General features: G+C 63.6%; 29 protein-coding genes. 15 read left to right on the top strand and 14 right to left on the bottom strand.

Annotated features, from left to right (window positions below):
• Positions 1-6 precede the first annotated feature (6 nt).
• Positions 7-2,523, bottom strand: a complete 2,517-nt coding sequence (locus HPO_RS01740; RefSeq protein ID WP_051612169.1) for a zinc-dependent metalloprotease — start codon at positions 2,521-2,523, stop codon at positions 7-9.
• A gap of 131 nt (positions 2,524-2,654) precedes the next feature.
• Between HPO_RS01740 and infC the strand changes: the two genes are divergently transcribed.
• From infC to HPO_RS01785, 10 genes are all read left to right on the top strand, one after another.
• Positions 2,655-3,254: a translation initiation factor IF-3 gene (infC, locus tag HPO_RS01745; protein WP_233349230.1), complete on the top strand. Its 600-nt coding sequence runs from the start codon at positions 2,655-2,657 to the stop codon at positions 3,252-3,254.
• A 188-nt stretch (positions 3,255-3,442) separates the two neighbouring features.
• Positions 3,443-3,643, top strand: a complete 201-nt coding sequence (gene rpmI, locus HPO_RS01750; protein WP_011645460.1) for a 50S ribosomal protein L35 — start codon at positions 3,443-3,445, stop codon at positions 3,641-3,643.
• A gap of 58 nt (positions 3,644-3,701) precedes the next feature.
• Entirely contained in the window at positions 3,702-4,064 is a 363-nt protein-coding gene (rplT, locus tag HPO_RS01755; protein WP_035593801.1) for a 50S ribosomal protein L20, read from the top strand.
• A 21-nt stretch (positions 4,065-4,085) separates the two neighbouring features.
• Positions 4,086-4,247 carry a hypothetical protein gene (locus tag HPO_RS20450; RefSeq protein ID WP_157532615.1) on the top strand — a complete coding sequence of 54 codons (162 nt, stop codon included), beginning with the start codon at positions 4,086-4,088 and terminating at the stop codon, positions 4,245-4,247.
• A gap of 132 nt (positions 4,248-4,379) precedes the next feature.
• Positions 4,380-5,456 (top strand): phenylalanine--tRNA ligase subunit alpha, encoded by a 1,077-nt coding sequence (gene pheS, locus HPO_RS01760; protein WP_035593804.1) that lies wholly within the window; start codon positions 4,380-4,382, stop codon positions 5,454-5,456.
• The gene (gene pheT, locus HPO_RS01765) at positions 5,456-7,849 is read left to right on the top strand and encodes a phenylalanine--tRNA ligase subunit beta (protein ID WP_035593806.1); all 2,394 of its coding nucleotides are present in this window, start codon (positions 5,456-5,458) and stop codon (positions 7,847-7,849) included. Before pheS ends, pheT begins: the two co-directional genes overlap by 1 nt.
• Positions 7,850-7,874: 25 nt before the next feature.
• Entirely contained in the window at positions 7,875-8,693 is an 819-nt protein-coding gene (locus HPO_RS01770) for an ion transporter (protein WP_035593807.1), read from the top strand.
• Complete coding sequence (gene dapB, locus HPO_RS01775) at positions 8,686-9,516, top strand: 4-hydroxy-tetrahydrodipicolinate reductase (RefSeq protein WP_199285897.1); 831 nt, start codon at positions 8,686-8,688, stop codon at positions 9,514-9,516. Before HPO_RS01770 ends, dapB begins: the two co-directional genes overlap by 8 nt.
• A 99-nt stretch (positions 9,517-9,615) precedes the next feature.
• Entirely contained in the window at positions 9,616-10,020 is a 405-nt protein-coding gene (locus HPO_RS01780) for a PTS sugar transporter subunit IIA (protein WP_035593812.1), read from the top strand.
• Complete coding sequence (locus tag HPO_RS01785) at positions 10,020-10,313, top strand: HPr family phosphocarrier protein (protein ID WP_051612170.1); 294 nt, start codon at positions 10,020-10,022, stop codon at positions 10,311-10,313. The genes HPO_RS01780 and HPO_RS01785 overlap by 1 nt, the downstream gene beginning before the upstream one ends.
• A gap of 22 nt (positions 10,314-10,335) precedes the next feature.
• Here the strand turns inward: HPO_RS01785 and HPO_RS01790 are convergent, their stop codons facing one another.
• From HPO_RS01790 to HPO_RS01800, 3 genes are all read right to left on the bottom strand, one after another.
• On the bottom strand, positions 10,336-11,898 hold the full coding sequence (locus HPO_RS01790; RefSeq protein ID WP_035593814.1) for a 2-isopropylmalate synthase: 1,563 nt from the start codon (positions 11,896-11,898) through the stop codon (positions 10,336-10,338).
• 149 nt (positions 11,899-12,047) lie between these two features.
• Positions 12,048-12,797, bottom strand: a complete 750-nt coding sequence (locus HPO_RS01795; protein ID WP_051612171.1) for a TVP38/TMEM64 family protein — start codon at positions 12,795-12,797, stop codon at positions 12,048-12,050.
• Between the two features lie 53 nt (positions 12,798-12,850).
• Positions 12,851-13,819 (bottom strand): oxidoreductase, encoded by a 969-nt coding sequence (locus HPO_RS01800; RefSeq protein WP_035593816.1) that lies wholly within the window; start codon positions 13,817-13,819, stop codon positions 12,851-12,853.
• A 145-nt stretch (positions 13,820-13,964) separates the two neighbouring features.
• Here HPO_RS01800 and HPO_RS01805 point away from each other — a divergent pair, with 145 nt between their 5' ends.
• Positions 13,965-14,576, top strand: a complete 612-nt coding sequence (locus tag HPO_RS01805) for a tetratricopeptide repeat protein (protein ID WP_035593819.1) — start codon at positions 13,965-13,967, stop codon at positions 14,574-14,576.
• On the opposite strand, the gene HPO_RS19490 is transcribed toward HPO_RS01805, so the two are convergent.
• The gene (locus tag HPO_RS19490) at positions 14,573-15,043 is read right to left on the bottom strand and encodes a bactofilin family protein (protein WP_051612172.1); all 471 of its coding nucleotides are present in this window, start codon (positions 15,041-15,043) and stop codon (positions 14,573-14,575) included. The two genes, HPO_RS01805 and HPO_RS19490, sit on opposite strands and share 4 nt — an antisense overlap.
• Before the next feature lie 86 nt (positions 15,044-15,129).
• Here HPO_RS19490 and HPO_RS01815 point away from each other — a divergent pair, with 86 nt between their 5' ends.
• On the top strand, positions 15,130-15,804 hold the full coding sequence (locus HPO_RS01815; protein ID WP_051612173.1) for a glycoside hydrolase family 25 protein: 675 nt from the start codon (positions 15,130-15,132) through the stop codon (positions 15,802-15,804).
• Here HPO_RS01815 and HPO_RS01820 read toward each other — a convergent pair whose 3' ends face one another.
• Complete coding sequence (locus tag HPO_RS01820) at positions 15,805-16,128, bottom strand: hypothetical protein (protein WP_035593821.1); 324 nt, start codon at positions 16,126-16,128, stop codon at positions 15,805-15,807. It lies immediately after the preceding gene.
• Positions 16,129-16,209: 81 nt separating this feature from the next.
• On the opposite strand from HPO_RS01820, the gene HPO_RS01825 reads away from it, so the two are divergent.
• Positions 16,210-17,463, top strand: a complete 1,254-nt coding sequence (locus HPO_RS01825; RefSeq protein WP_035593824.1) for a M48 family metalloprotease — start codon at positions 16,210-16,212, stop codon at positions 17,461-17,463.
• An 11-nt stretch (positions 17,464-17,474) separates the two neighbouring features.
• On the opposite strand, the gene HPO_RS01830 is transcribed toward HPO_RS01825, so the two are convergent.
• The 7 genes from HPO_RS01830 to miaA form a co-directional block, all read right to left on the bottom strand.
• Positions 17,475-18,041 carry a GNAT family N-acetyltransferase gene (locus HPO_RS01830; RefSeq protein ID WP_035593826.1) on the bottom strand — a complete coding sequence of 189 codons (567 nt, stop codon included), beginning with the start codon at positions 18,039-18,041 and terminating at the stop codon, positions 17,475-17,477.
• 14 nt (positions 18,042-18,055) lie between these two features.
• Complete coding sequence (gene ilvC / locus HPO_RS01835; RefSeq protein ID WP_035593828.1) at positions 18,056-19,075, bottom strand: ketol-acid reductoisomerase; 1,020 nt, start codon at positions 19,073-19,075, stop codon at positions 18,056-18,058.
• A gap of 52 nt (positions 19,076-19,127) precedes the next feature.
• A complete protein-coding gene (locus tag HPO_RS01840; RefSeq protein ID WP_035593830.1) occupies positions 19,128-19,739 on the bottom strand; it encodes a hypothetical protein in 612 nt (203 codons plus the stop codon).
• Entirely contained in the window at positions 19,739-20,305 is a 567-nt protein-coding gene (ilvN, locus tag HPO_RS01845) for an acetolactate synthase small subunit (RefSeq protein ID WP_035593831.1), read from the bottom strand. Before ilvN ends, HPO_RS01840 begins: the two co-directional genes overlap by 1 nt.
• On the bottom strand, positions 20,302-21,000 hold the full coding sequence (locus HPO_RS01850) for a hypothetical protein (protein ID WP_035593833.1): 699 nt from the start codon (positions 20,998-21,000) through the stop codon (positions 20,302-20,304). The genes ilvN and HPO_RS01850 overlap by 4 nt, the downstream gene beginning before the upstream one ends.
• Positions 21,001-21,036: 36 nt before the next feature.
• Positions 21,037-22,833: an acetolactate synthase 3 large subunit gene (locus HPO_RS01855; protein WP_241767850.1), complete on the bottom strand. Its 1,797-nt coding sequence runs from the start codon at positions 22,831-22,833 to the stop codon at positions 21,037-21,039.
• Between the two features lie 187 nt (positions 22,834-23,020).
• The gene (miaA, locus tag HPO_RS01860) at positions 23,021-23,971 is read right to left on the bottom strand and encodes a tRNA (adenosine(37)-N6)-dimethylallyltransferase MiaA (RefSeq protein ID WP_035593835.1); all 951 of its coding nucleotides are present in this window, start codon (positions 23,969-23,971) and stop codon (positions 23,021-23,023) included.
• An 80-nt stretch (positions 23,972-24,051) separates the two neighbouring features.
• Here miaA and serB point away from each other — a divergent pair, with 80 nt between their 5' ends.
• Positions 24,052-24,951, top strand: coding sequence for a phosphoserine phosphatase SerB (gene serB / locus HPO_RS01865; protein ID WP_035594214.1), 900 nt, complete (start codon positions 24,052-24,054; stop codon positions 24,949-24,951).
• A 6-nt stretch (positions 24,952-24,957) separates the two neighbouring features.
• Positions 24,958-25,428 carry an NUDIX domain-containing protein gene (locus HPO_RS01870; protein ID WP_035593837.1) on the top strand — a complete coding sequence of 157 codons (471 nt, stop codon included), beginning with the start codon at positions 24,958-24,960 and terminating at the stop codon, positions 25,426-25,428.
• Here HPO_RS01870 and HPO_RS01875 read toward each other — a convergent pair.
• Positions 25,407-26,180, bottom strand: a complete 774-nt coding sequence (locus HPO_RS01875) for a L,D-transpeptidase family protein (RefSeq protein ID WP_035593840.1) — start codon at positions 26,178-26,180, stop codon at positions 25,407-25,409. The genes HPO_RS01870 and HPO_RS01875 overlap by 22 nt on opposite strands.
• Positions 26,181-26,287 lie beyond the last annotated feature (107 nt).

The following is a 26,287-nucleotide window of genomic DNA, read 5'->3' on the forward strand; positions in this document are numbered from 1 at the left end:
GCGCAGCTATTGAGCTCCGCAGAACCAGCATTCTTCGATCTGGCCCATGGCGCCGGTCATCGATCCGATGGGCGCGCCGGCGGGGGCAGGGGGCGCCGGGCGCAGGATAGCGGCGGGCAGATCATCCCCGGCCAGATGCTTGCCGATCATGTCCACCAGTGCCCGTGAGGTGTCCGGATTTGTCCGGATTTGTCCTCTTTTGGGCGCGGAAAGCCGCGTCTGCAGCCCGGCCAGGTAGCTGTCTGTCACAGCCTTGACGCCCGGCGAGGCCGTTTCGCTGCGTGAGAGGCCAATCAGCTCGGCGACAAAGCGGGTCTGCACAATGCCGCTGAGCGCGGCGAGCCGTGGGCTTTTTTCTTCAGTGAAAACAGATGTTTCCAGCCGTTCGATCACCTGCCTCAGGGTCAGCGCGCCCGGATCACGTGCCTCATACGCCATCAGCCGGTTGGCGCGGGCCGGATCCAGCACCGCAGATAGCGTCACTCTTGCTGCAATCTCTGCAGACGCGGCCAGATCGAACGCCGGCCCCGTGCGGTTCGGGAACAGCTCCTCGATGGTGCCGCCGCCCGCATAGCCGACATCGCCCGGCGTCAGGTAGTTCAGCACGCTGTCGGGCAGGTCCAGCGCGGAAGGTTTCAGTGTGTTTACAAGGACTTCCAGCGCCCGGCGCTGCTCGGCGGCCGCTACCGGCCGGGCGGGGGTCTCGCCTTCGCCTTTCACATGATACCGGAAGTCGAGGCCCCCAATGCTCTTGGCGGCGGCCTCCACCTGATAACGGTGGTAAAGATAGACCGGCACGATCACGGCGTTCAGCTCAGACAGCGGCCGCCCGTCAGAGAGGGCTTCGGGGCCGAAACTCGCCAGAGCAATCTGGCGGACAGCCATCACCTCGTCGAGCATCCCGATGGGGTCTGCGCCATTGTCCCAGACGGCGCCGAAAGGGTGGCCTGTGTCCTTGCTGCGGGCATGATTGTCCGACACGAAGCGCAGGCCGCTACCATAGGCTTGATCGACCATCTGGTTCAGCGCCGGCAGGTTGTCCCCGCCCTCCGGGAACTGGGCGTAGAGCCATTTCACCGTGAAAATGTCCCAGGCGCCAAGGCCCGTTGCATAGGCGTTGCTGAAGTCCAGCCCGCCACCGGCCGCCGGGCGCACCCAGGGCGCCGGATAGTCCATCACCGAGGCTCGGTCATTCGTGCTGGCGGCAAAGTTGTGCGCAAAGCCAAGGGTATGGCCCACCTCATGGGCGGAGAGCTGGCGGATCCGGGCGAGGGAGACCTCCACCGGATCATCGGCCGCGCCGGTGCCGGTCTTTGCTGCGCCCGCCAGGCCTTCGAAGATCATCCGGTCCTGCCGGACACGCTGGGAGCCGAGAATGACGTTGGCTTTGAGGATCTCGCCGGTGCGCGGGTCCATCACGCTGCCGCCATAGGACCAGCCGCGCGTCTGGCGGTGCACCCAGTTGATGACATTGTAGCGTACATCCAGCGGATGGGCGCCTTCGGGCAGGACCTCTACGCGGTAGGCATTCTCGAAGCCCGCCGCCTCAAAGCCCTGCGCCCACCAGCTGGCGCCTTCAATCAGGGCGTCGCGGATCTCTTCAGGCGCGCCATTGTCGACATAGAAGACGATTGGATCCTTCACCGGGCCAGAGGCGGCGGCCGGGTCTACCCGTTCCAGCCGCATGCGCGGGGAAAAGCGGGAGACGAGCGGCGCGCCCAGCGGGGCGGAGAAATCATGAAAGCCCATGCCGATGCTGGCCGTGCGCTGGTCAAACAGGCGCGGGGTATAGCCCTCATCGGGAAGGCGCACGAAGGAATGGTGGAGCACCAGCGTTACCGCGCGCGCATCGGCGGCGGTAGCATAGGTCTGCGCGTTTGGCCTGGAGGTCTCGAAGGTCAGGAAGGCATCGATCTCGGCATTGTCCGGGAAGGAGAGAACAGCGCCCGGATCAGGCATCGAGCGGTCTGCCGCCAGGCGATAGTCGCCCGCATCCTTGCCGTGCTTCAGGGCGCTGGCGATGTCGCTGGCGTCGCGCGTCAGAAAGCCGGAAAGGTCGATCAGCAGACGGCCATCCGCGCCGGTGGCCTCGATGCCCGTGGACCATAGGAAGGAATTGGCAAAGCTCTGCTGAACGGAGCGTTCCTCATCGCTGCGGCCGGAGGTGGCGCGGTATCTCCAGTTCTCGGCCTCGGCCACCACCTTCTCGCCGATGCGGCGGAAGCGGACAATATCGCCGGAGGTGGCGTTGCCCCGGTCTAGGCCTATGGGGTTGGAGCCGAGCCCGGCGGTGAGGCCGGTGGAATAGATGAAGCGGACAGAGAGGCCATCCTCATCCGGGGCGGGCAGGGCGGCAAACACCTTGCCGGCGGCCTTGTCGACATAGAGGTCCAGAAAGCCGGGCTTTGCCTCAAGGCCCTCGATCTTGCTGGCGAGGCTCGCTGGCGCTTCGGGTTTTGACTGCGCGAAGGCGGGGCCGGCCAGCAGCAGACAGCCAGCGGCAAGGATAGCGGCAAGTTTCATGATGGCGCCCCCAAGGCTTTGTTTCTCTAGGCCTGCGATTAAGGACATCTTCGCCCGGAGAGCAATTCAGGCAGCTAACTTTGGCAGTTGCATTGCGCTTCAGCGGCTGCCAAAGCCTCGCGCCTTGAAGAATGCCCCGAACACAGGCATATTCCCGCGACTTTCTGAGCAACCAAAGGAGATCTCCCATAGCTCGCAGACCTGAAGCCGATGCGCCGCCCAAGAAACAGGCTGGCCCCCGCATCAACGAAGAAATCCGCGCCGCAAAAGTGCTGCTGATTGACGAGAATGGCGAGAAGCAGGGTGTGATGCCCCTGGCCGCCGCGCTTGACGCGGCTCGAGAAGCATCGATGGACCTGGTCGAAGTGTCGGCCGGGCAGGAAATCCCGGTCGTCAAGATCCTCGACTATGGTAAGCTGCGCTTTGAAGAGCGCAAGAAAAAGGCCGCAGCCAAGAAGAAGCAGAAATCTTCCGAGCTGAAAGAGATCAAGATTCGCCCGAACATCGACAAGCACGATTACGAAGTCAAAGCGCGCGCCATCGCCCGCTTCTTCGAAGAAGGCGACAAGGTGAAGGTGACCCTGCGCTTCCGGGGCCGCGAGATGGCCCACCAGCATCTCGGCATGGAGCTTCTCGAGAAGATGAAGAAGGATTTCGAGGAGACCGCGAAGGTCGAACTCGAACCCAAGCTCGAGGGCAAGCAGATGACCATGGTGCTCGCCCCGCGCTGAGGGGTGTCCCGGGCTCTGGGCTCATTCTGGATTAATCGGCAGGGCGGCGCAGGCCGCCCTCTTGATTCATGGCGTATGTTCCGCCATAAGCCGCCACTTCCGGGTTTTGGGGCGACGGCATTGCCCCCTGACCCGTGTGTCCTGGGCCGCCAGATCTGGTGTGAGCTCTACAGTTTAAGGAGACAAAGATGCCGAAGATGAAGACCAAGAAGGCCGCTGCAAAGCGCTTCAAAATCACCGCAACGGGCAAGCTGAAGCACGGCGTCGCTGGCAAGCGTCACCGCCTGATGAGCCATAACGCGAAATATATCCGCCAGAACCGCGGCACGTCCGTCGGCGCCAAGGCGGATGAAGCCCGCGTGAAAAAGTACCTGCCTTACGGCCTCTAAGGCTGGGCAGACCCCTTTAACCCCGTTGATTTTGAACACTTTCTGACAGGAGGCCACGATGCCCCGTTCACGCGCCAAAGTTCCCGCCCACGCCCGCCACAAGAAAATCCTGAAGCAGGCCAAGGGTTTCCGCAACCGCCGCAAGAATACCTTCACCAACGCCCACGCCGCCGTCTGGAAAGCCGGCGAGTATGCTTACGTTGGCCGCAAGGTTAAGAAGCGCCAGTTCCGCTCGCTCTGGATCCAGCGTATCAACGCTGCCGTCCGCATCCATGACGAGAACCTCAACTATTCGACCTTCATCAACGGCCTGACCAAGGCCGGTATTGAAGTCGACCGTAAAGTGATGGCTGACCTCGCCGTGCGCGAGCCTGAGGCTTTTGGTGCGCTCGTCGCCCAAGCCAAAGCTGCCCTCGCCTAATCCAGCCCGGAGAGAAACAAGATGTCGAAATCCCCGAACAGCGTTCTCACCGCCGGCAAGAAGCCGCGCGTCAAGCGCCGCAACGCCAAATGGACCGCCAACCTTGGAAAGCGGGCAAAGATCCGCGTGTTTGGTAACACCAAGCGCGCACGCCTTGCTCGCAAGAAGGCTGCGCGCGCCTGATCGGCGCCCCCGGCCTCGCCTCGTTTTCTGAGACGCCCGCGGGTTCCGGCCTGCGGGCGTTTTGCTGATTGCCTCGCCCTTATCCTAGCGACTAGAAAGCCGCGACGGTCTGACCTGAAAGGGAAATTCCAAGTGTCCGACATAACCGCGATCGAACAAGAAGCCCTCGCTGCCATAGCAGCGGCGGGCGACCTTGCCGCTCTGGACGCCGTGCGCGTGGCCGAGCTTGGCAAGAAGGGGCGGGTCTCCGCTCTGATGGGCGCCCTGGGCAAGATGAGCCCGGAAGAACGCAAGGCGCAGGGGCCTCTGCTCAACACCCTCAAGACCCGCGTGGATGAGGCCATCCGCCTGCGCAAGGATGTGCTGGAGAATGCCGCGCTTGAAGCGCGCCTGGTGACCGAACGGGTGGACCTGACGCTTCCCCCCGCGCCCGGCCCCGGCGAGGGCGCGCTGCACCCGGTGATGCAGGTGTTCGAGGAAATCGCCGCGATCTTCGGCGATATGGGGTTCACCGTGGCCGAAGGGCCCGACATCGAAGACGACTGGCACAATTTCACCGCGCTGAACTTCCCGCTGGGCCATCCGGCGCGGGAGACGCACGACACCTTCTTCATGAAGGCGCTGGAAGGCGACACGCCCAAAGTGCTCCGTACGCATACGAGCCCCGTGCAGGTGCGCACGATGATGGAAGAGAAGCCGCCGATCCGCATTCTGGTGCCCGGCCGCGTTTACCGGAATGACTGGGACGCGACCCATACGCCGATGTTCCACCAGGTCGAAGGCCTGGTGATCGAGAAGGATATCCATATGGGGCACCTCAAAGGCTGCCTTATCGATTTCGTGAAGGCCTTCTTCGAGGTGGACAATGTGGAGTCGCGTTTCCGGCCCCACTTCTTTCCGTTCACGGAGCCTTCGGCCGAAATGGACGTGAAATATTCCCGCAAGGGCGACGCCATCGAGATTGGCGCCGGTGACCGCTGGATGGAAATCCTTGGCTGCGGCATGGTGCATCCCAATGTGCTGCGCAATTGCGGCATTGACCCGGCCGTGCATCAGGGCTTTGCCTTCGGCATGGGCGTGGACCGTCTCGCCATGCTGAAATACGGCATGCCGGACCTGCGCCCCTATTTCGAAGCCGACCCGCAATGGACCCGCCATTACGGCTTCTCACCCTGGCTTACACCATCCGTCAGCGGAGGGCTCAGCTGATGCGTTTCTCGCTTTCTTGGCTGAACGATCACCTTGTCACCAAGGCGTCGCTTCAGGACATTCTCGATCTGATGCTCAAGGCCGGCCTTGAGGTCGAAGAGGTTATTGATCCGCGCGAGAAGCTCGCCCCGTTCACGGTCTGCAAGGTGATCGAGGCCGCGCCACATCCCGATGCGGACAAGCTGCGCGTTTGCACGGTGGAGACCATCGACGGGATCAAGCAGATCGTCTGCGGCGCGCCGAATGCGCGTGCGGGCATGACGGCCATCTATGCGCCGCTCGGCACCTTCATTCCGGGGCTGGATTTCGCGCTCGACAAGAAGCCGCGCGCCATTCGCGGCATCGAGAGCCATGGCATGATGTGCTCCTCGCGGGAGCTGGAAACCGGCGATGATCATGACGGGATCATTGATCTGCAGGGAGACTTCAAGGTCGGCACGCCGGCGGCTGAAGCGCTCGGTCAGACCGACCCGGTGATCGACTTTGAAGTGACGCCCAACCGGCCCGATTGGCTGGGTGTGCAGGGCATTGCGCGAGATCTGGCCGCGGCCGGGGCAGGGCGCTTCCTGCGCAATGATCCCAAGAAGATCAATGGCAGCTATGACTGCCCCATCGACATCAAGCTGGAGGCCCCCGAAGCCTGCCCGATGTTTGCCGGCGCGCTGATCCGGGGCGTCACCAATGGTCCGTCTCCGGACTGGATGCAGGCACGCCTCAAGGCGGCCGGCCTTCAGCCGAAATCGCTGCTGGTCGATGTGACCAACTATATCTCGCTCGATCGGGCCCGGCCGCTGCACGTTTATGACGCGGCCCGGCTTTCCGGCGCTGTCGTGGCGCGCCTCGGCAAAGCCGGTGAGACGCTGGAAGCGCTGGACGGGAAAACTTATACCGTCACCGAAGACATGTGCGTTATCGCTGACAATTCCGGCGCCATCGGCCTTGGCGGCGTGATGGGCGGCGTCTCCACGGCGGTATCGGCAGAGACGGTGGACGTGTTCATCGAAGCGGCCTGGTTCGATCCGCTGCGCACCGCGCGCACCGGCCGCGCCACGGGCATCCATTCGGACGCCCGCTACCGGTTCGAGCGCGGCGTTGATCCGCAAAGCTGCCTGGACGGGCTCAATCTCGCGATTGCGCTGATCCTGGAATATGGCGGCGGTCAGGTGTCGAAGGCAAAGATTGCCGGTTCGGTCCCGATCCGTACGCAGAAGGTTACCTTCTACCCCGTGGATGTCGAGCGCCTGACGGGACTTGTCGTCAAGCCGGCGGAAATGAAGCGTATTCTCAAGGATCTGGAGTTCGACATCGAGGACGCGGGCGACGCCTGGTATCTGATGCCGCCATCCCACCGGTTCGATATGGAGCAATCGGCCGATATCGTTGAGGAAATTGCGCGCCTGATCGGCTTTGATCAGCTGCCGACCACTTCGCTGCCGCTGCCCGAAGGGGGGCGCCGCGTCATCACCACGCCGCGCCAGGCGCGGGTGGCGATCTCGCGCCGCGTCATGGCGGCGCGCGGCTTCCTCGAAGCGGTCACCTGGAGCTTCATGGCGCGCGAACATGCCGAGCTGTTCGGCATGACCGAAGACGCGCTGAGCGTGGCCAATCCCGTGGCGAGCGAACTGAACTATATGCGCCCCTCTGCGCTGGGTAACCTTGCCCAGGCAGCCCAGCGCGCCCGCAATCGCGGCGAGCGTACGGTGCGCCTGTTCGAAGCTGGCCCGGTCTATCTCGGCGATGGCCCCAAAGATCAGCGTACGGTGGTTGCCGGGCTGGTGCTGCCGGCGGCCGAGCGCCACTGGCAGGGCAAGGCCGCGCCTTATGATGCGTATGCGGCCAAGGCTGATCTTTTCGCGCTCCTCGCTGCGCTTGGCCAGCCGGGCGACCGGTTCCAGGTGTCGGCGCCGACCCAGCCGCACTGGCATCCCGGCCAGGCTGCCAGCCTGAAGCTCGGCCCGAAGATGACGGTCGCCAATTTCGGCGCGCTGCATCCCGGCGTGCTGAAAGCGCTGGATGTGGAAGGCCCGGTCTATGCATTCGAGCTGAACCTCAACGCCCTGCCGGTGATGAAGGTGAAGGCGACCAAGACCAAGCCCGTGCTGCAACGCGCCGAGCTGACGCCGATCCGACGCGACCTGGCTTTCATGGTCGATGCGGGCGTGGCAGCCGGCGAAATCGTGCGTCATGCCCAGTCTGCCGAGAAGCAGCTGATCACCTCCGTAGATGTGTTTGACGTCTATCAGGGGCAGGGCGTTGCCGAGGGCAAGAAATCGGTGGCCATCGAGGTTACCCTTCAGCCGAAGGAAGCGCTCAAGGACGAGCAGATCCAGCAGGTCATGGAGCGGATTGTTGCTTCCGTCGCCAAGGGAACGGGCGGTGTGCTAAGAGGCTGACAGAAACAGCAAGGGGACGGCTGGGATGGGACTGAAACGGCGGCTTTATGAGGCATTAGCGCCCGAGGCGCGCCGGACGGGTCTATCGCTCACCAATGCCTGCATTGTCGGGCTGGTGATCCTCAGCTTCCTCTTCCTGGCGCTGGAGACCGAGCCGACCCTGCAGGTGCCGGGCTGGCAGCTTGTGTTCCATGTGTTCAATGTCACCGTGATCTGCATCTTCGCGCTGGAATATGTTGCCCGGGTGTGGAGCGCGGGCATTGATCCGGCCTATCGCGGGTTTCGCGGGCGTTTGCGTTTCATGGCGCAATTCTATTCGATTGCCGACCTGCTGGCCTTTCTGCCGGAGCTGATCCTGATGGCGATGGGCTCGGGGATGTCGCTGCTGGTGCTGCGCGTGCTGCGCCTGGCGCGTCTGATCAAGATTGCGCGCTTCATTCCTGCCTTTGAAGCGCTGGGCGCAGCCGTGCGGCGGGCAAGCTCGCTGCTTCTCACCTCGCTCGCCCTGGCTGTGACGCTGGTTTATGTGGCTGCCGTGCTGCTCTATTTCGTCGAGGGCATTGGCGGAAACCAGCAGGAAGCCTTTGCGTCCATTCCGCGCGCCATCTGGTGGTCTGTGGCCACACTGACGACGGTGGGCTATGGCGATGTCTATCCGGTGACCCCGCTTGGCCGCTTCTGCGCCGGCATTATCGCGATCGCGGGGATCGGGGTCGTGGCGCTGCCGGCGGGTGTTTTCGCCAGCGCCTTTTCCGACGAGCTGCGCGAGCGGGAGCTCTCCAGCCTGCGGAGCGAACTGGAACAGACTAGGGCGGATGCTGCCGCGGAGAAATCGAATGACTAAACCAGAGACCGCCATGAGTGTTGCCATTGCAGGCGTCGCCGGGCGTATGGGGCGCAAGCTGGCGGCCGTTTCGATTGACCGGGGCATCCCTATCCGGGGCGGCACTGAAGTTGCCGCCGCCAATGCCTATGGCGAGGATATCGGTCTTCTTGCCGGGCGGCGCGCGATCGGGATCAAACCTGTGGCGACGGTGGCAGGCGCCGCCGAGGAGGCTGGGGCGTGGATTGATTTTACCCGCCCGGAAGCCACGCTTTCCGCGCTGCGGGCGCTGGAAGCGACAACGGTGCGCGCTGTTGTGATCGGCACCACGGGTTTCTCTGCGGCTGAGGAGGACGCCATCCGGGCGGCCTCTTCGCGCTTTGCGATTGTGAAGGCAGGTAATTTCTCCATCGGGGTGAACCTGCTCGAAGCGCTCACCCGTCTTGCCGCCGGCCGTCTGGGCACGGACTGGGATATCGAAGTGCTGGAAACCCATCACCGCATGAAGGCGGATGCGCCCTCGGGCACGGCGCTGATGCTGGGCGCGGCGGCGGCAGAGGGCAGGGGCGCGCCGCTGAGCACGCTGCGGGCGCCGCCTTATGACGGGCCGGAAGCCCGGCGCGAAACCGGCAAGATCGGCTTTGCCGTGCGCCGCGCTGGCGGCGTGATCGGGGAACATGAGGTGACGTTCGGCTCCGAAAAAGAGCTGATCCGGCTTTCCCATACGGCACTTGATCGCTCTGTCTTCGCCGAAGGCGCCTTGCATGCAGCGATCTGGGCAGCGGCGCAGGCACCCGGCCTTTACGACATGAACGATGTGTTGGGTCTGGGCCACACCGGCTGAGGAAAGCACCGCATCTTCAGCCGAATGCGCCTTGACGCGGCGCAGCATCGTGACAACGTGACGTTAGTTTAACGTTCAGGGTTGCATCCCAGTAGCGGAATGATCGGCATTGTTGTTGTCAGCCATGGAAGATTGGCCCACGAGCTCGTCGCGGCAGCGGAGCACGTCGTGGGCCGCCTTTGGCGTGCGCGGGCTGTTTCCATCGATTCGGATGATGATCTCGATCAGAAGCGCGAGCAGATCCTGGCAGCGGTCAAAGCCTGCGATGATGGCCATGGCGTTGTTGTGCTGACGGATATGTTCGGCGGCACGCCGTCCAATCTCGTTCTTTCCATTCGAGGCAATGTGCCGATGGAGATCGTGTCGGGGGCCAACTTGCCGATGCTGATCAAGCTGGCCGAAGTGCGCGAAGTTCTGAGCCTGGACGAGTCCGCTCACGCCGCTGCCGAAGGCGGGCGGAAATATGTCACCATCGCCTCCGAGCTGCTTGCCAGGCTGCCTTGATGTCGAGTTCGGTTCCCACTGCCTCTGCCCGCGCGACTATTGTCAATCGTAAGGGCCTGCATGCGCGGGCGTCCGCCAAGGTTGCCAAACTTGCTGCTGAATATGATGCCAAGGTGATCGTGCGCCATGAAGGCGAGCAGGCCGATGCCCGCTCGATCATGGATCTGCTGATGCTGGTGGCCCATACCGGCTGTGAGATCGAGCTGACCGCGAACGGCCCCCAGGCCCAGGAGGCGGTGGAAGCCATCGCCGCGCTGGTCGCCGATGGCTTCGGAGAGCGGGACGGGGGCTGACCAGCCCGCCGCCAACCGATGATCAGGCCGCCTTGCTGCGCTTGGCCTTGCGAACTTCAAACTTGTTGAGCGCGTGCAGATAGGCCTTTGCGCTGGCAACCAGCGTGTCGGGGTCTGACGAGCGCCCGGTGGCCATGATGCCGTCGCCATTCAGCCGTACAGAGACGGTTGCCTGCGCGTCCGTGCCGCCGGTGACGGCGTGCACCTGATAGAGTTCCAGGATCGCCTGATGCGGTACCAGCTGGCGGATGGCATTGAACACAGCGTCCACCGGGCCATTGCCGCGCGCGATGGAATACTTGTCTTCGCCGTCGATCGTCAGGTCGATTTCTGCCGTCTGCGGACCTTCCGTACCAGCCACGACGCGCAGGCGCTTGAAGCCGATGCGCTCGCCTTCGGCGGCCAGCTGCTCATCCACCAGCGCGATGATGTCGTCGTCGAACACGTGCTTCTTGCGGTCAGCGAGGTCCTTGAAACGCTTGAAGGCGTCGTTAAGCGGTTCGCCTTCCAGGAAATAGCCCATGGATTCCAGCTTGTCGCGGAAGGCATTGCGGCCCGACAGCTTGCCCATCACCAGCGAGGTCTTGGCCACGCCGACATCTTCGGGCTTCATGATCTCGTAGGTTTCGGAATTCTTCAGCATGCCATCCTGGTGGATGCCGCTTTCATGCGCGAAGGCGTTCTTGCCGACGATGGCCTTGTTGTATTGCACCGGGAAACCGGTGATGCGGCTGACCATGGCAGAGGCCCGGGCCAGATAGCTTGAATTGATGTTGCATTCGTAGGGCAGGGTGTCGCCGCGCACCTTCATCGCCATCACGATTTCTTCGAGCGCCGCATTGCCTGCGCGCTCACCCAGGCCGTTGATGGTGCATTCGATCTGCCGCACGCCATTGGAGAGGCCAGCCAGGGAGTTGGCAACAGCCAGGCCGAGATCATTATGGCAGTGGGCCGACCAGATCACCTTGTCGGAGTTGGGGATGTTTTCGATCAGTCTGCGGATCAGTGCGCCATATTCTTCCGGGTGCGAATAGCCCACCGTATCGGGCACGTTGATCGTGGTCGCGCCCGAGGCAATCGCTGCGTCGATACATTTGCAGAGGAAGTCGAACTCGGTGCGGGTTGCGTCTTCCGCGCTCCATTCCACATCGTCCACCAGGTTGCGGGCCTGCGCCACCGACCGGCCAACAGCTTCCAGCACGGCATTCGGCCCCATCTTCAGCTTGTGCTTCATGTGCACAGGGCTGGTGGAGATGAAGGTGTGGATGCGCGGCCGGGCCGCTTTGCGCACGGCTTCGGCGCAGCGGTCAATATCGGCCGGGGTGGAGCGGGAGAGGCCGCAGATGACGGCGTTCTTCGACTGGGCAGCTACGGCGCTGACAGCGGCAAAGTCGCCCTCCGAAGCGGCGGGGAAGCCGGCTTCGATGATGTCGACGCCCATGTCTTCCAGCAGAGTTGCCAGTTCGAGCTTCTCGTTATGCGTCATCGACGCGCCGGGCGATTGCTCGCCATCGCGCATGGTGGTGTCGAAAATGAATACGCGGGGTTTCTTTGCGGATTTCGCAGCTTGGTCTTGGGAGGTCATGGTTTTGCGTCGCTCAGCGGGATGTCGGGAAAAAAGCGTTCTTTTCGAATGTCCCCTGGCCGCGCGACCGCCCTCAGACTCGGGCGTCGGTCCCCGGCCAGGGGCCGGTAAGCAGGCTAAGAAGGGGCAGAACTTTGCGCATAGTCACTCTAATCACCGGCCTCAGCGGCGCTGTCAACCGGTGAGGCTGTCTCAGTCGCAATAATTTGCCGCGCGCGAGCCGCCCGGCGCCGGAAATAGACATATCCGCCAGCATAAACGGCGACGGCTGCCAAAGCAGTCAGGACCGCGATCCCCAGATTGCCCTGAAGCGCGGCCAGAACGCTGCGCCCCGCAAAAGCCACCAGCGCGATCTTCGGAAGGACGCCGATGCCCATGCCAATCCAGAAATCGCGGAATTTGGCGCTGCTGACGCCGAACGCCATGTTCACCAGCAGAAACGGACCGGTGGGCACATTGCGCACGATCGCGCTCGTCACCAGCGCGTTGCGCCCGACAAAGCGCGACAGCCTCTGCGCGCTGGCGCCGGCATATCGGCGGAAGGCCTGTTCCCCCGCTGCCCGGCCCACCCAGAAGGTCAGCGCGCCGGAAATCATATTGGCGATCCAGGAATAGCCTGCCCCATACCAGGGGCCGAACACCGCGACGGCGGTGGCGATCAGGGCAAATTGCGGAATGCCGGCAAAGGCCGCCAGGCAGAATACGGCAATCACGGCCACCAGCCCCCACGGGCTTTCGCTGAGGGTTGTCATCCAGCTGGTCACCGTATCGGCATCGGGCAGCAGGCCAGCCCTCCCGGCCACAAACACTCCGGCAATCACCAGCAGAAGCGCAAGTCCCAGAAGGATCGCGCGCCGCGAAGCTGCCGGAGCGCCGGAGGGAAGGTTGGTCTCGCTCATCGCGTTCTCGTGCGCCGAAAGCCCGGAAGCGTCAATCTGGACGGGGCAGGGCGTTATGCATTGGCCAGAAAGGTGTCGCTCATTGCCCACAGCTTCTCGGCGCGGGCGTCGTCGCTGATCCATTCGCGGGCGTGTTCAAAGCGCTGGCTTGCCGGCGTGGCGGCTTTGGCAATGTCGCAGTCTTCGCAATAGACCCCGCCTTTGCCCTCCAGCTTGGGAGAGGTGGCCGCCCAGACGGTGGTGGAGGCGCCCTGCTCGGGCGTCTTGAACGAGGCCTTGATCCTTTCGGGCAGCGTGCCATCGGGGTTTTTCCAGCCGAGCACGACCATTTCCTCATCCGGCAGGTGGCGCTGCAGATTGGTGAAAATGCCGCCCGGATGCACCGAGAAGGCGCGAATGCCGTTGCCCCGCTCGCGCAGGTCCACGCCAAGGGCAAACAGCGCGTTGGCGGATTTGGATTGTCCGTAGGCTTCCCATTTGTCGTATTTGCGGGACTGGTAGTTCGGATCCTCCCAGATCACGTCCGACAGGATATGCCCGGTCGAGGACAGCGCCACCACGCGCGCGCCATTGGCCGCGCGCAGCGAGGGCAGCAGCCCCTGATACAGGCCGAAATGGCCCAGATGATTGGTCCCGAACTGGCTTTCCCAGCCGGCCCCGACGCGGGCGAGCGGGCAGGCCATGATCCCGGCATTGTTGATCAACAGGTGCAGCTTCGGCGTGGCAGCCACATGGTCCTGCGCAAACCGGCGCACGCTTGCCTGATCGGCAAGATCCATGGCGGCGACGGTAACGCCGCTGATCCCTGCCAGCGCCGCCTGCGCGGCCTCAGGCCGGCGGGCGGGCACGGTCACCTTCGCTCCGGCTTCTGCCAGCGCGCGGACAGTTTCCAGCCCTATGCCGGAGTAGCCCCCGGTCACAATGGCGTTTTTGCCGGCAAGGCCGATGTCCGCGACGACTTCCCTGGCCGTGCTCTTGGCGTGAAAACCTGAGCCGAGGGGTATCTGATCACTTGCCGCCATTGCGGTTTCTCCCTTATTTTTTGTGTGTTGCGGCGATGGTAGACCCGCCTCGGGCAGGGGGCTACTGCAATCTGTCTGCCGGCCTGCCCCAGCCTTGCCCAATTCTGCCGCTAAACCCTCACACAAGGAAAAGGAGACCCGATCGATGAAAAAGGTTCTCATGATGCTTGGCGCTGTCCTGGTGACGGCTGCCATAACCCTGCCGGCAAGCGCGCAGGGCACGGCGGGGCGGGTCGAGCGTACCCAGGCCGAACTCGCCATGGAGAAGGCAGAAACAGACTTTGCCAAGCTCAAGGAAGCCCGCGAGACGGCGAAAACCAAGTGCGCCGCCCGTGAATATCAGGCCTGCTATGAACTCGCCGAGCTGGAACGCAAGGGCCTTGGCGGCTCGCAGGATCTGGCCGCGGCGGCCAAGAACTACAAGAAAGTCTGCGATGCCAAGGATGGCCGCGGCTGCGCGGGCCTTGCCTATCTGACGGTGCAGGGCCGGGGCGTGAAGGCAAACCTCACTGAGGGGCGCCGTCTCTACAAGGCAGCCTGTGATCTGGGCGAAGTCAGCGGCTGCGCGGCCTGGGGCAACATGGCCTTCACCGGCACGGGTGGCCCGAAAGACGTTCAGGGCGGCACCCGCGCTCTGCAGGAGGCCTGCCAGAAAGACTATGCCTGGGCGTGCGAGCGCATCCAGACTCTGGGCGCGTTTGATCCCAATGACGCTTCGCAGCAGCGCCTGCGTCAGATCGAGAAGAACAAGAACTAGCCGGCGGCGCCCGTGGGCGTTGTCCCCGGCGCTTCCGTCAGCACGCTGAGAACCTTCGCCCGTTCGATATGGGCGGGCGAACGTTCCGGCGCGATCAGCAGATCGCCGTCAATCACCGCATTGCCCTCCACCCGCATCGACGGGGCAAAGATGGATCCCTCCGCCCGGCCTCCGGCGCTGACTTCCATCCGGCGCGTTGCGGCGATCTCTCCGATCAGGCTGCCGGCCAGCACGATCTCTGCCGCGCTGATCCGGCCTTTGATCTTTCCCGTGGCCTCTACCACCAGCGCGCCCTGGCAGTGGACGTCCCCCAGAATCTCACCCCCCAGGCGCAGCGAACCGGCCAGTGTCATATTGCCGATGACACGGCATCCGGCGGCGATAACATTGTTCGGCCCGGCCGGGGCGGCGGGCTTGGCGGGTGAGGGCGCTGGCGGGGGGGCCGCTCTGCCTTTGTCTGCTGCCATTCTGCGTCTCCCTGAATATGCCGCCGATGAGGTTCTATCATGACCGAGATGATCCAGAACGGGACACTTCCTGAGGGCGCGGCGCGATGAAACTGCGCCTGCGCCTTGTGTCCGTGCTGGTCATACCCTGCCTGCTTGCATCCTGTGGGCCAAGTGGCGCCCCGGTGGAGGAGGCGCCCCGGCCTCTGCTGGCGCCGGGCGCGGAGGGCATCGATCTCTCCCACCACAATGGCGCGGTGGACTGGCCGCGCCTTTCCACGGCAGGCCTCTCCTTTGTCTATCTCAAGGCCACCGAAGGAGAGAGCCATGTCGACACGCAGTTTCAGGCCAATTGGCAGAGCGCGCTGCGCCATCACTGGCAGACCGGCGCCTACCATTTCTACCTTCTCTGCCAGGATGGCGGGCGGCAGGCGGCAAATTTCATCCGCCAGGTCGAGGTGCGCAGCGACACGCTGCCCCCGGCGGTCGATCTGGAGCACGCTCACAATTGCGCGCCGCGCGCGGGCCGGGCGGAAACGCTCGCAGACCTGAAACGGTTTCTGGCGGGCCTTGAAGAGGAATACGGCGCCGTGCCCGTGATTTACACCACGCCTGCCTTTCATGCCGAATGGCTTGCGGGGGAGGGGTTCGAGCGCCACCCGCTCTGGGTGCGGTCGCTGGAAGGCCCGCCGCGCCTGCCCCATGCCATCTGGCAGTATTCGATGAAGGGCCGCGTGCCGGGCGTGGCCGGCAATGTCGATCTTAATCGCGCGGCCGAGTGATCAGCCCAGCCCGACCAGCCCGCGGATTTCCGAGGTGAACAGCGAGACCAGCGCGCCGGCCGAAAACCAGAGGAAGTTGCTCGCCCAGGCAAACCTGGCAGGCTTGGTATGTTCCTCGAGCGCCTGCTGGATCATTGCCTTGGTCACGGTGAAGGTTTCTTCGCCGGTATCCGCGTCCAGCCCCTGCGCCCGCATGCGCCCCAGCCGGACAAGGCGCTCGAGGGTGGCGTCATAGAGCTTGCTGCCCCGCCCGGTTATCTGGCCGGCAATGAACGCCGCCAAAAGGCCAAACACCAGCGCCAGCGCGACATCAACCAGGCCCATCGTGAAATATCCCCCAATTTCCACTCATCCGACACCCGTGCTACATCCATTGCCGAGATGATGCACGGGGGCGAGATTACCATGCTCAACTGGTTCTCGAAAGGCAAAGGGCGTGAAGCCCCAGCGGCTACCAGCAAGGAGCATTGGCGCCAGGTCATCGGAGACCTTGAATACCTCCAGAAGGTGCATGCGCGCTCCCATCCCTGGCTTGCAGGCATGGAGCCGGGCGCCACCGACGCCGACTTTACCGAGCAGTTTCTGGTCCACTTCCACCAGTCCATGACGGCGGCGGGCATTACCAGCCTGCCTCTGGACGCCTGGCGGAAGGAAATGGAGCCCGGCTTCCGTGCCCGCCCGTTCAGCCGGTATGAAGATCCGCTCACGCATTTCTGGCTGCAGCAGATGCAGGGGCAATTGGAACAGTCCTGCCAGCGCCTGAAGATCGGCCTGCCCAAACAGCCCGTATTCGGCAGCCTGCAGACCGGGCGTGTCAACGGCGTTGCCGCCGATGTCGATAATCCGTCCTATTACCTGATCCTGATCGATGACGGCATCATGGGTTTTGCCAACCTCCTGTCCAAGGTCGCTGCCGTCAGCTTCCCGGTTACCCAGGCAGAAGATGGCAACCTCAACTTTGCCACCGACCGGGACAGCGTGGTCCGCCAGCGCCTGCAATCGCCCGAAACGGGTATGCGCTTCTTTGATCTGCTCACGGCCTATGCCGTTCAGGGCGCGCCCCATGCCGCCCAGTCCTATCTGATGACCACCCATCACACCCATCTGGTGGGCGTGTTCCGCGATGCGATGGAGTTTTTCATCTTCGGGCATGAGTATGGCCATTGCGCAGCCGGTCATCTTCAGGGCGCCCCCCGGATGTCGCTTTCCATGGCGGCAGAGGGAAACGGGGAGGGCGGCGAGATAGAGCTGCGCATGCCGGAAAGCTGGGAAAAGGAGCTTGAGGCCGATTATATCGGCCTGGCGCTGGCTATGGATGTCATGCGCGCGCGCGGCTACAGCCCCAACCTCTCCTATGCCGGGGTCGAGCTTGTCTTCACGGGCGTCGATTATATGCAGCGTACACTGAGCATCCTCGAGCATGGCGTGGAACAGGAACGCCTGCTGGATACCCATCCGCCAGCCCTGATCCGCCGCGAGGTCATGCGCCAGAACGCGCTGGGGCTGCTGGGCGAGGAAGCCGGCAGCGTTGCCGGGGATCTGGCAGACATTGTCAACGATACGCTGGAATATCACTGGCGCGCCGTGGCGCCGGCGCTGGCGCGGATGCATGCCGATGGCTACCGGCCCCATGCGCGCTGGTTGCAGAAGGCGCAGTAAGGCCCGAAGGGTCAGATCAGGTGCTTGCCCATACGGATGACGGGAACGGCCACGCCGTCCGCCTCCGCGCCGATGGTGTGCTCGATGACCCTGTAACCACAGGCTTCGTAGAGCGGTATTCCGGCCAGCGTTGCGCCCATTTCCAGCCGGGTAAAGCCTTCAGCGCGCGCGGCGGTTTCGCAGAGAGAAAGGATCATCCGGCCAAGCCCGCGGCGGGTGAAATCCGGATGGGTGTACATTGCGCGGATGCGTGCTGCATCCGTGTCCGGATGAAGCAGCGCGTCATTGCGTTTGCCTGCGGAATGATCGCCGCCATAAAGCGTCGCCCGGCGGCTCCAGCCGCCGGAGGCGGCCAGGTGGCCGCTTTCTGCGTCATGGATCAGGAAATAGGTGCCGTCCGCAATCAGCGTCCGGTCCAGCCCCATGATGGAGCGTGACACGGCGATCTGTTCCGGGCTCAAAAAGCCTTTCTGCAGTTCGCCGATGGCCACGTCCATCAGGGCGGCGATCTCCGCCTCGTCGGCCGGCACCGCAAGGCGGTGGGTGAAGCCGGATGGAGGCGAAGATCTGTCAGCCATATGCGGCGAGGGCCCTAGTTACGGCTCTTGTCCACGAGGCGGTCATTCTGCGCCCAGTGCATCATGCCGCGCAGTTTCTCGCCAACTTCCTCGATCGGGTGGCTGCTCATGCGCTGGCGCATGGCGTGGAAGCCCGGCGCGCCGGCCTGGTTTTCCAGAACCCAGTTACGGGCAAAGGTGCCGTTCTGGATGTCTTCGAGAACCTTCTTCATCTCGGCTTTCGTGGCGCTGTTCACAACGCGCGGCCCGGTGACATATTCTCCGTACTCGGCCGTGTTGGAGATCGAATAGTTCATGTTGGCGATGCCGCCTTCATAGATCAGGTCGACGATCAGCTTGGTCTCGTGGAGGCATTCGAAATAGGCCATCTCCGGCGCATAGCCGGCTTCAACGAGGGTTTCGTAACCTGCCTTGATCAGCTCGACGATACCGCCGCAGAGCACGGCCTGTTCGCCGAAGAGGTCGGTTTCGGTCTCTTCACGGAAGGAGGTTTCGATCACGCCGGCGCGGGTGTTGCCGATGGCTTTGGAGTAGGAGAGGGCAACGGCCTGGGCGGTGCCAGTGGCGTCCTGGTGGATGGCGATCAGGCCCGGAAGGCCAAAGCCCATCTGGTACTGGTTGCGCAGCGTGTGGCCGGGGCCCTTGGGCGCCGACAGCGACACGTCCACATCTTTCCGGGGGCGGATCAGGTTGTAGTGGATGTTGAAGCCGTGGCCGAACATCAGGTGCTGACCAGCGCGCAGGTGCGGCTCGATCTCGTTGGCAAACAGAACGGCCTGCTTCTCGTCGGGAACGAGAATCATCAGCACATCGGCCCATTTGGCCGCTTCGGTAACGGTGACCACTTCCAGGCCTGCCGCTTCAGCTTTCTTGCGCGAGGCAGAGCCTTCCTGCAGCGCCACCTTGATCTGCTTTACGCCGGAATCCTTCAGGTTCAGCGCATGGGCGTGGCCCTGGCTGCCATATCCGACCACGGCGACTTTCAGTTTCTGGATCAGCGAGAGGTCCGCGTCTTTTTCGTAATAGATCTTCATGTGCTTGCTAAAGCTCCGGTGGATGAAAGTTGAGGGAGGGGGGATTGTCAGGTCAAACGGCGTCGCAGCTCCAGTCGCCACTGAAATTGGCGACACCGATGACAAGATTGTTGAGACGGGTAACCGCATCCTCCGCGCCGGCAAGGCGCGAGAAATTGAAGGTGCGATCTCCCGTATTGATACGTGTAATGATGTCGTGGCTGTCCACAATCAGGCGGATGTTGCGCGACCCATCCGGGTTGACCGTCACCATTTCGCGCGGGCCATAGCCGGCAGGCGGGGCGGCGGCGAGGCCTGCCGCGGCCTCTTTCACCTTGACGGCCACGTCCATCGGCAGCGCCGTGCGCAGCTTGCAGGCCGGGGCCCTGGCCGCACTGGCGCCCGGCACAGACCGCGCCTCCAGCAGCTGGTAGGGGCCTTCCTCGATCACATAATAGACATAGGCTGCGCCGCTGGCAGACTGGGTGTCGATGATCCGCAGCCAGGCTTCCGGCGCCGCGCCGAAGAGGCCCTCGCCCCTGCCGGAAATCCCGGCGGCGCGGGCCATATCGCAATCAAGCCGTTCCTGGTCGTTCGTGGCCGGAGCACATGGCGCTGCCTGCGCCGCTGCCATCAGGGGCAGGGCGGTCAGCGTCAGGGCTGCCAGGGCCAGGCGAAGGGTCATCAGCCCTTTTCCTTCCCGCGCTTGATCGAAAGCACGCCCGTGCGGCTCACCTCGACGAGGCCCAGAGGCCGCATCAGGTCCACAAACTGGGTCAGCTTGTCAGACGCGCCAGTCACTTCGAAAATGAAGCTCTCATTCGTCGTGTCGATGACATGGGCGCGGAAAATCTCGCCGATACGCAACGCTTCGACGCGCTTCTCGCCGGTGCCGGCTACCTTCACCAGCGCCAGCTCCCGCTCGATACCGCGCTTGGAGTTGGTGATGTCGATAACCTCCGCCACCGGAACAAGCCGCAGCAGCTGCGCCTCGATCTGTTCCAGAATGTGCGCAGTGCCCTGGGTGACGATTGTGATGCGCGAGCGGTGCTGGCTGGCATCCACTTCGGCCACGGTGAGGGAGTCGATATTGTATCCGCGTCCGGAGAACAGGCCCACCACGCGCGCCAACACGCCCGGCTCGTTATCCACGATCACCGCCAGCGTGCGGCGTTCGACTTCCTCATCCTCGTGCGAGAGGAAATAGGCAGATTTCGGCGCAGGGCCGGGCGGAATGGTGCCATCGCTCATTGGGGGCGCTCCGGAATAGTGTTGCTGGCAAAGCCGCGATCAAGGACCACGTTCGGCCGCCGGGTCAGCAGCTTGCCGCGAAGTATGGCGGACTGCTCCCTGGCCTTGGCGCGGTTTTCCTTTGACCGGTCATCATAACGCTCGACGATTTCGTCAAGGCGGCGGGGATCAAGATGAGCCTGCAGTTCGGAAACCAGCAGGCGGCGGCATTCGTCGATGAAGTCCCCGCACTCTTCGGCGGGCGGGCCATTCTCGCGTGCGGTCGCTTCCACCTCGCGATAGGCGAACATCAGCGCGTCAAGGATCGGCGGGCGCGAGCCGCGATAGGCGCCTTCCTTCTCCACGCCCTTTCCATCGGGGTCGATGTTGGGGAAGAACATCCGCCCCCGGTCCACCAGGGTGGACAGGAGGATCAGCATGTTGGACTTGGCCGCCATGAAGGCGCCCTCGTTGGCATGCAGGTGCCGGGTGCGCACGAAGGTCGCGCAGCGCGCCATCGTGTCGATCGCGGCGGCGCCCCAGTCCAGGCTTGCCGCATCGATGCTCTGGCGCAGGCGCTCGGTGGCCAGCTTGCGCTGCTTGCGGGTCTCCCCACGGGCGATCACCGCGCTCACCACAGCCACGATGGCAGAGAGAATGCCGATGAAGATCTCGGCATTCCCTTTAAGCCATTCAAAGATGCTTGCAGCGTCCATGAGTGTTCCGTGTGTCCGGGTTCCGGTCGCAGACCGTCAGACCAGCCTGCGGCCGGCCTCTCCGATTTCGTTACCCGTTATTTCACCGAGAATCATCTGGTTGTGCGCTGATCCCGACGGAATCATCGGCAGGCAGTTTTCCGCCCGCTCCACCCGGCAATCGAACAGCACCGGTCCGGGATGGTTCACCATCTCCAGGATCTTCGCGTCCAGCTCAGCCGGATCGTCACAGCGGATGCCATGGGCGCCCAGCGCGTCGGCAAGCTTCACAAAGTCCGGCAGGCTTTCCGAGTAGGAATGGGAATAGCGCTCCCCATGCAGCAATTCCTGCCACTGGCGCACCATGCCCATCCATTCATTGTTGAGGATGAACACTTTCACCGGCAGCTTGTGCTGAACGGCGGTGGAAAGCTCCTGCATCATCATCTGGATCGAGGCTTCCCCCGCAATATCGATGACAAGGGCGCCGGGATGGGCCGCCTGCACGCCGACAGCGGCAGGAAGGCCATAGCCCATCGTGCCCAGCCCGCCGGACGTCATCCAGCGATTGGGCTCCTCGAAATGATAGAACTGCGCCGCCCACATCTGGTGCTGGCCCACTTCGGTGGTGATGTAGGTGTCCCGGTCCCTGGTCAGCTCATAAAGGCGCTCGACCGCATATTGCGGTTTGATCACCTCATTGGAACCCTTGTAGGCAAAGCACCGGCGGTCGCGCCAGGTATCGATCTGCTCCTTCCAGGCCGAAAGGTCGGGCAGCTTCGCCTTGCGCGCCTTCAGCTCCTTCAGGATCGCTTCCAGCGCCTCTGCGCAGTCAGCCAGCACCGGCACATCCACCCGCACGATCTTGTTGATCGAGGAGGCGTCAATGTCGATGTGAACCTTCTTGGACTTGGGCGAGAACGCGTCCACCCGGCCGGTCACCCGGTCATCAAACCGCGCGCCGACACAGATCATCAGGTCGCAATCATGCATCGCATTGTTGGCTTCAAAGGCGCCATGCATACCCACCATGCCCAGCCAGTCCGGGCTGGAGGAGGGAAAGGCGCCCAGGCCCATCAGGGTGGAGGTCACCGGAATGCCGGTTGCGGCCTGCAAGTCGCGCAGCAGTTTGGACGCGCGCGGCCCGGAATTGATCACGCCGCCGCCGGTATAGAGCACAGGCCGCCAGGATTTGGTGATCAGGTCCACCACCGCCTTGATTGCCTCAGGCGCAGGCTCGGTCTGGGGCACATAGGTCGGCTTCAGAATGCCCGCCTTGCCGATATAGGGGCCGGTGGCAAACTGGATGTCCTTGGGAATATCGATGACGACCGGGCCGGGGCGGCCATTTGTGGCAATGTAGAATGCCTCATGGATGGTCCGCGCCAGCTGGTTCACATCGGTGACCAGATAGTTGTGCTTGGCGCAGGTGCGGGTGATGCCGGTGGTGTCGCATTCCTGGAACGCGTCGGTGCCGATCAGATGTGTGGGCACCTGTCCGGTGATCACGACCATGGGGATCGAATCCATCATCGCATCGGTGATCGGGGTCACCATATTCGTTGCGCCGGGGCCGGAGGTGACGAGCGCCACGCCGCATTTGCCGGTGGAGCGGGCATAGCCTTCGGCGGCATGGCCTGCGCCCTGTTCATGGCGCACCAGAATGTGGCGGATCTCCTCCTGCCCGTAGAGCGCATCATAAATCGGTAGCACTGCGCCGCCGGGATAGCCGAACATTACCGATACGCCCTGCTCCCGAAGGGCCTCCACGACGATCTGCGCGCCGGTCATCATGCGCGGGGTGGAGATTTCTGCCGTGTCAGCGGCGGGCTTGGCCTTCGTCTTGGTGGTCATGGGCTTCAGCTTCCGGGAGGGGGTTTTCTGCGTAGGGTTAAAAGAGGGCTCGGCCAAAAGAAAAAGGGCCTCCGGAGGAAGCCCTTTTGTGCGCGCACCCGCAACTGCCTGGTCGAAGGGCAGCTACGGGCACTTAAGAATTACTACGTTTCTGACGCGCACTTTGCGTTTCCTCAATTCTGGGACTTCAGGCATAATCTTCCGTGTGAGCCGTGTCAATCTCACGATAGAGGGCAAAAATAACCCTCATGCGGTCCCCGATTTCAGGGGAAGGGATGCGCGGCCAGAAGGGAAATTGCCGCCCGATCCAGGTAAATTGCCTTTTGGCATAACGTCTTGTGTCGCGTTTGGCGTTCTCGGCCGCCTCCTCGGCGCTGATCTCGCCGCGCACGAAGGCGGCAATCCAGGGCATGCCATGCGCTTTCATGGCTGGCAGTTCCGGATCGAGATTGCGTGCCACCAGCGCTTCGGCCTCGGCCATCGCGCCCTGCATCAGCATCCCTTCAAACCGCCGGTCGATCTTCTTGTAGAGGGCAGGGCGGGGCGGGGTGAGGGCATAGCCTACCCATTCGCCATCCTTCAGCACCGGCGGCTGGCGCTCGGTCTGGAAATCGCTGAGCGGGCGCCCGGTTGCCAGCCACACTTCATAGGCCCGCGCCAGGCGCTGCTTGTCGCCGGTGCCCAGCCGCTCTGCCAGGTCCGGATCATGCGGGGCGAGGCGGGCCCGCAACCCGTCAGCGCCCTCGGTGTCGGAAATCTGCTTCACTTCGGCCCGGATATCGTCGGGCACCGGCGGGATATCGGAAAGCCCCTGCGTGAGGGCGAGCAGGTAGAGCCCCGTGCCGCCCACGATCACCGCATGCTTGTTCTGGCGCTGCAATTTTTTCAGCACGCCGCGCGCCGCTTCCAGCCATTCGCCGGTCGAATAGCGGGCTGCCGCGTCCACATAGCCGAACAGATGATGCGGCACGCCGTCCATCTCTTCCTCGGTCGGGCGGGCAGAAATTACCTGCAGATCACGGTAAACCTGCATCGAATCGGCATTGATTACCTCCCCGCCCAGCTTACGGGCGACTTCTATTGCAAGGGCGGTTTTTCCGCTGGCCGTCGGGCCGTGTATCAGGATGGCAGGGTGCATCTGGTACAACTAAGGACTTGCGGGCCTTGAGGAAAGCCACCTAGAGACGGCGAGTTTTCAGGAGGGCCTCCAGCATGAAGATGGATTGGGTTCTGGTGGCAGCCGCCAGCGCGGCAGACGTCCGCCTCCCGGCACTTGCCGCCTCCGCCGTCAAGGCGGCCGGCGGGGAGGCAGGCGAATGGACCTCCCTGGCTGACGGGGCTCCCCTCCATGCCGGTTTCCTGCCTTTCGCTGCCAGCGGGGAAGGGGCCGCAGCGCTGCGCCGCCAGATCGAAGCGGCTGGGCCGGTCGATGCCGCGATCATGCCGGCTGCCCGGTTCGGCAAGAAGCGCCTCCTCATCTCCGACATGGACTCCACCATCATCGGCCAGGAATGCATCGACGAGATCGCTGACGCCGTGGGTCTGAAAGCCAAAATCTCGGAAATCACAGAACGCGCCATGCGCGGCGAGCTGGATTTTGAGGCGGCCCTGACAGAGCGCGTCTCAATGCTGAAAGGCCTTCCGCTCAGCGCCTTGACGCGCACGCTTGAGGAACGCATCACCCTCAATCCCGGCGCCCGCACGCTGATCGCCACCATGAAGGCCCATGGCGCGCGCACGCTGCTCGTCTCCGGCGGCTTCACCTATTTCACCTCGCGTGTGGCTGACATTGCCGGCTTTGAAAGCCATCAGGGCAATACGCTGATCGATGACGGCGCGGCTCTCACCGGCGAAGTCGGCCGGCCCATCCTTGGCCGCGAAGCCAAGCGTACGGCCCTGATTGAAGCCGTCGCGGCGCTCGGCGCCACCCCGGAAGACGCGATCGCCATGGGGGACGGGGCCAATGATCTGGATATGATCCGCGCCTCCGGCCTCGGCATCGCCTATAAGGCCAAGCCGGTTGTTGCCGCCGAAGCCACCGGCGCCATCCGCCATACGGACTTGACGGCCGCCCTCTTCTTCCAAGGATACAGGGCGTCCGAATTTGTCCGGAGATGACCGGAAATGTCCAAGATCCGTACCCGCCTTTTCCAGTCCTGGTTCCGTCTCAGCCGCCCGATGACACTCGGCGTGCGCGCTGCGGTGGAGAATGAGGCCGGGCATGTCTTCCTGGTGCGCCACACCTACATGCGGGGCTGGTTCATGCCCGGCGGCGGTATCGAGCGGGGCGAGCCGGCGCTGGACGCGCTTCGGCGCGAACTGGTAGAGGAAGCGGGCGTGAAGCTCGTCACAGAGCCCCGGCTCGTCAGCGTCTATTCAAACCATCACAACTTTCCCAACGATCACGTCCTCTTCTACCGGGTGCCGTGGGGCAGCTGGGAACCGGCCAAGGCCACCTCGCGCGGGGAAATCGCAGAGACCGCCTGGGTCAACCCGGCAGCTCCGCCAGAGGGGGTCACCCATGGCACGCGCCTGCGGCTGGAAGAACTCTATGGCGGCCTGCCGGTCTCGCCCTATTGGGCGCCGCGCACCTGATAGGCGCCGCCGCGAACGGTCACGGATGGAACCTTGCCGCTTGCCGCAAAGCGCTCCCAGGCGGGCTTCAGGCTCTGCCAGAACGCGGCATGTTCGCTGGCCGAATGCGCGTCCATGTTCGCCTGCGTCATGGGGAAGGGGAAGATGTGCACCTTCACGTCGCTCTGCCCGCCTTCATAGGCGGCCTGCATCAGCGTCCAGATTTCCTCGATCACCGGATCGGTCATTGCGAAACAGCCCACCGAAACACATGATCCGTGTACCATCAGGAAACTTCCCGTGCGTCCATTTGCCCGGTCGAAGGCGTTGGGATAGCCGAGGTTGAAGGAGAGGTGAAAGCTGGAGGCCGGGTTCATCTGGCCGGGCCTCACCGTGTAAAACCCCTCCGGCGCCTGCAGGTCGCCCTCGCGCATCTTCGGGCCAAGGCCCCCAGACATCGCGCAGACCGGCCAGGTCCGGTAGGGCTGGAACCGGCCGTCAGTGTCCTGAACATAGGCGGTCAGCTCGGCAGGCTGCTTGGTGATCTGCAGAAAAACCGGGCTGCCCAGGGCAAGGCCCTTTTCTGCCAGTGCGGCCTTCACGCCGCTCGCCTGTGCCTCATATGCCGCGCGGGAGCGCGCCGTCTGCGGCACAGCTTCGGCATGGGCAAACGCAAACAGCGCCGGCAGGCAGAGGAAGGCGAGCATCGCGAAAAGGACCGCGATAATGTTGGGCTGCGGGCGGCGGCGATGAGTTGAGCGGCGCTGGGTCATGGCCCGCCCAGCTTCACCCCGATTGTGGCTGAAGCCGGGCGCCTTCGCGGAGGCCCCGGGATTTTTGGTTAAAAGACCGAAAGGCAGGCGTTAATGCCCGGTTAAGA

This window comes from Hyphomonas polymorpha PS728 (genome assembly GCF_000685315.1).
In the GTDB taxonomy this organism is placed as follows: Bacteria; Pseudomonadota; Alphaproteobacteria; order Caulobacterales; family Hyphomonadaceae; genus Hyphomonas; species Hyphomonas polymorpha.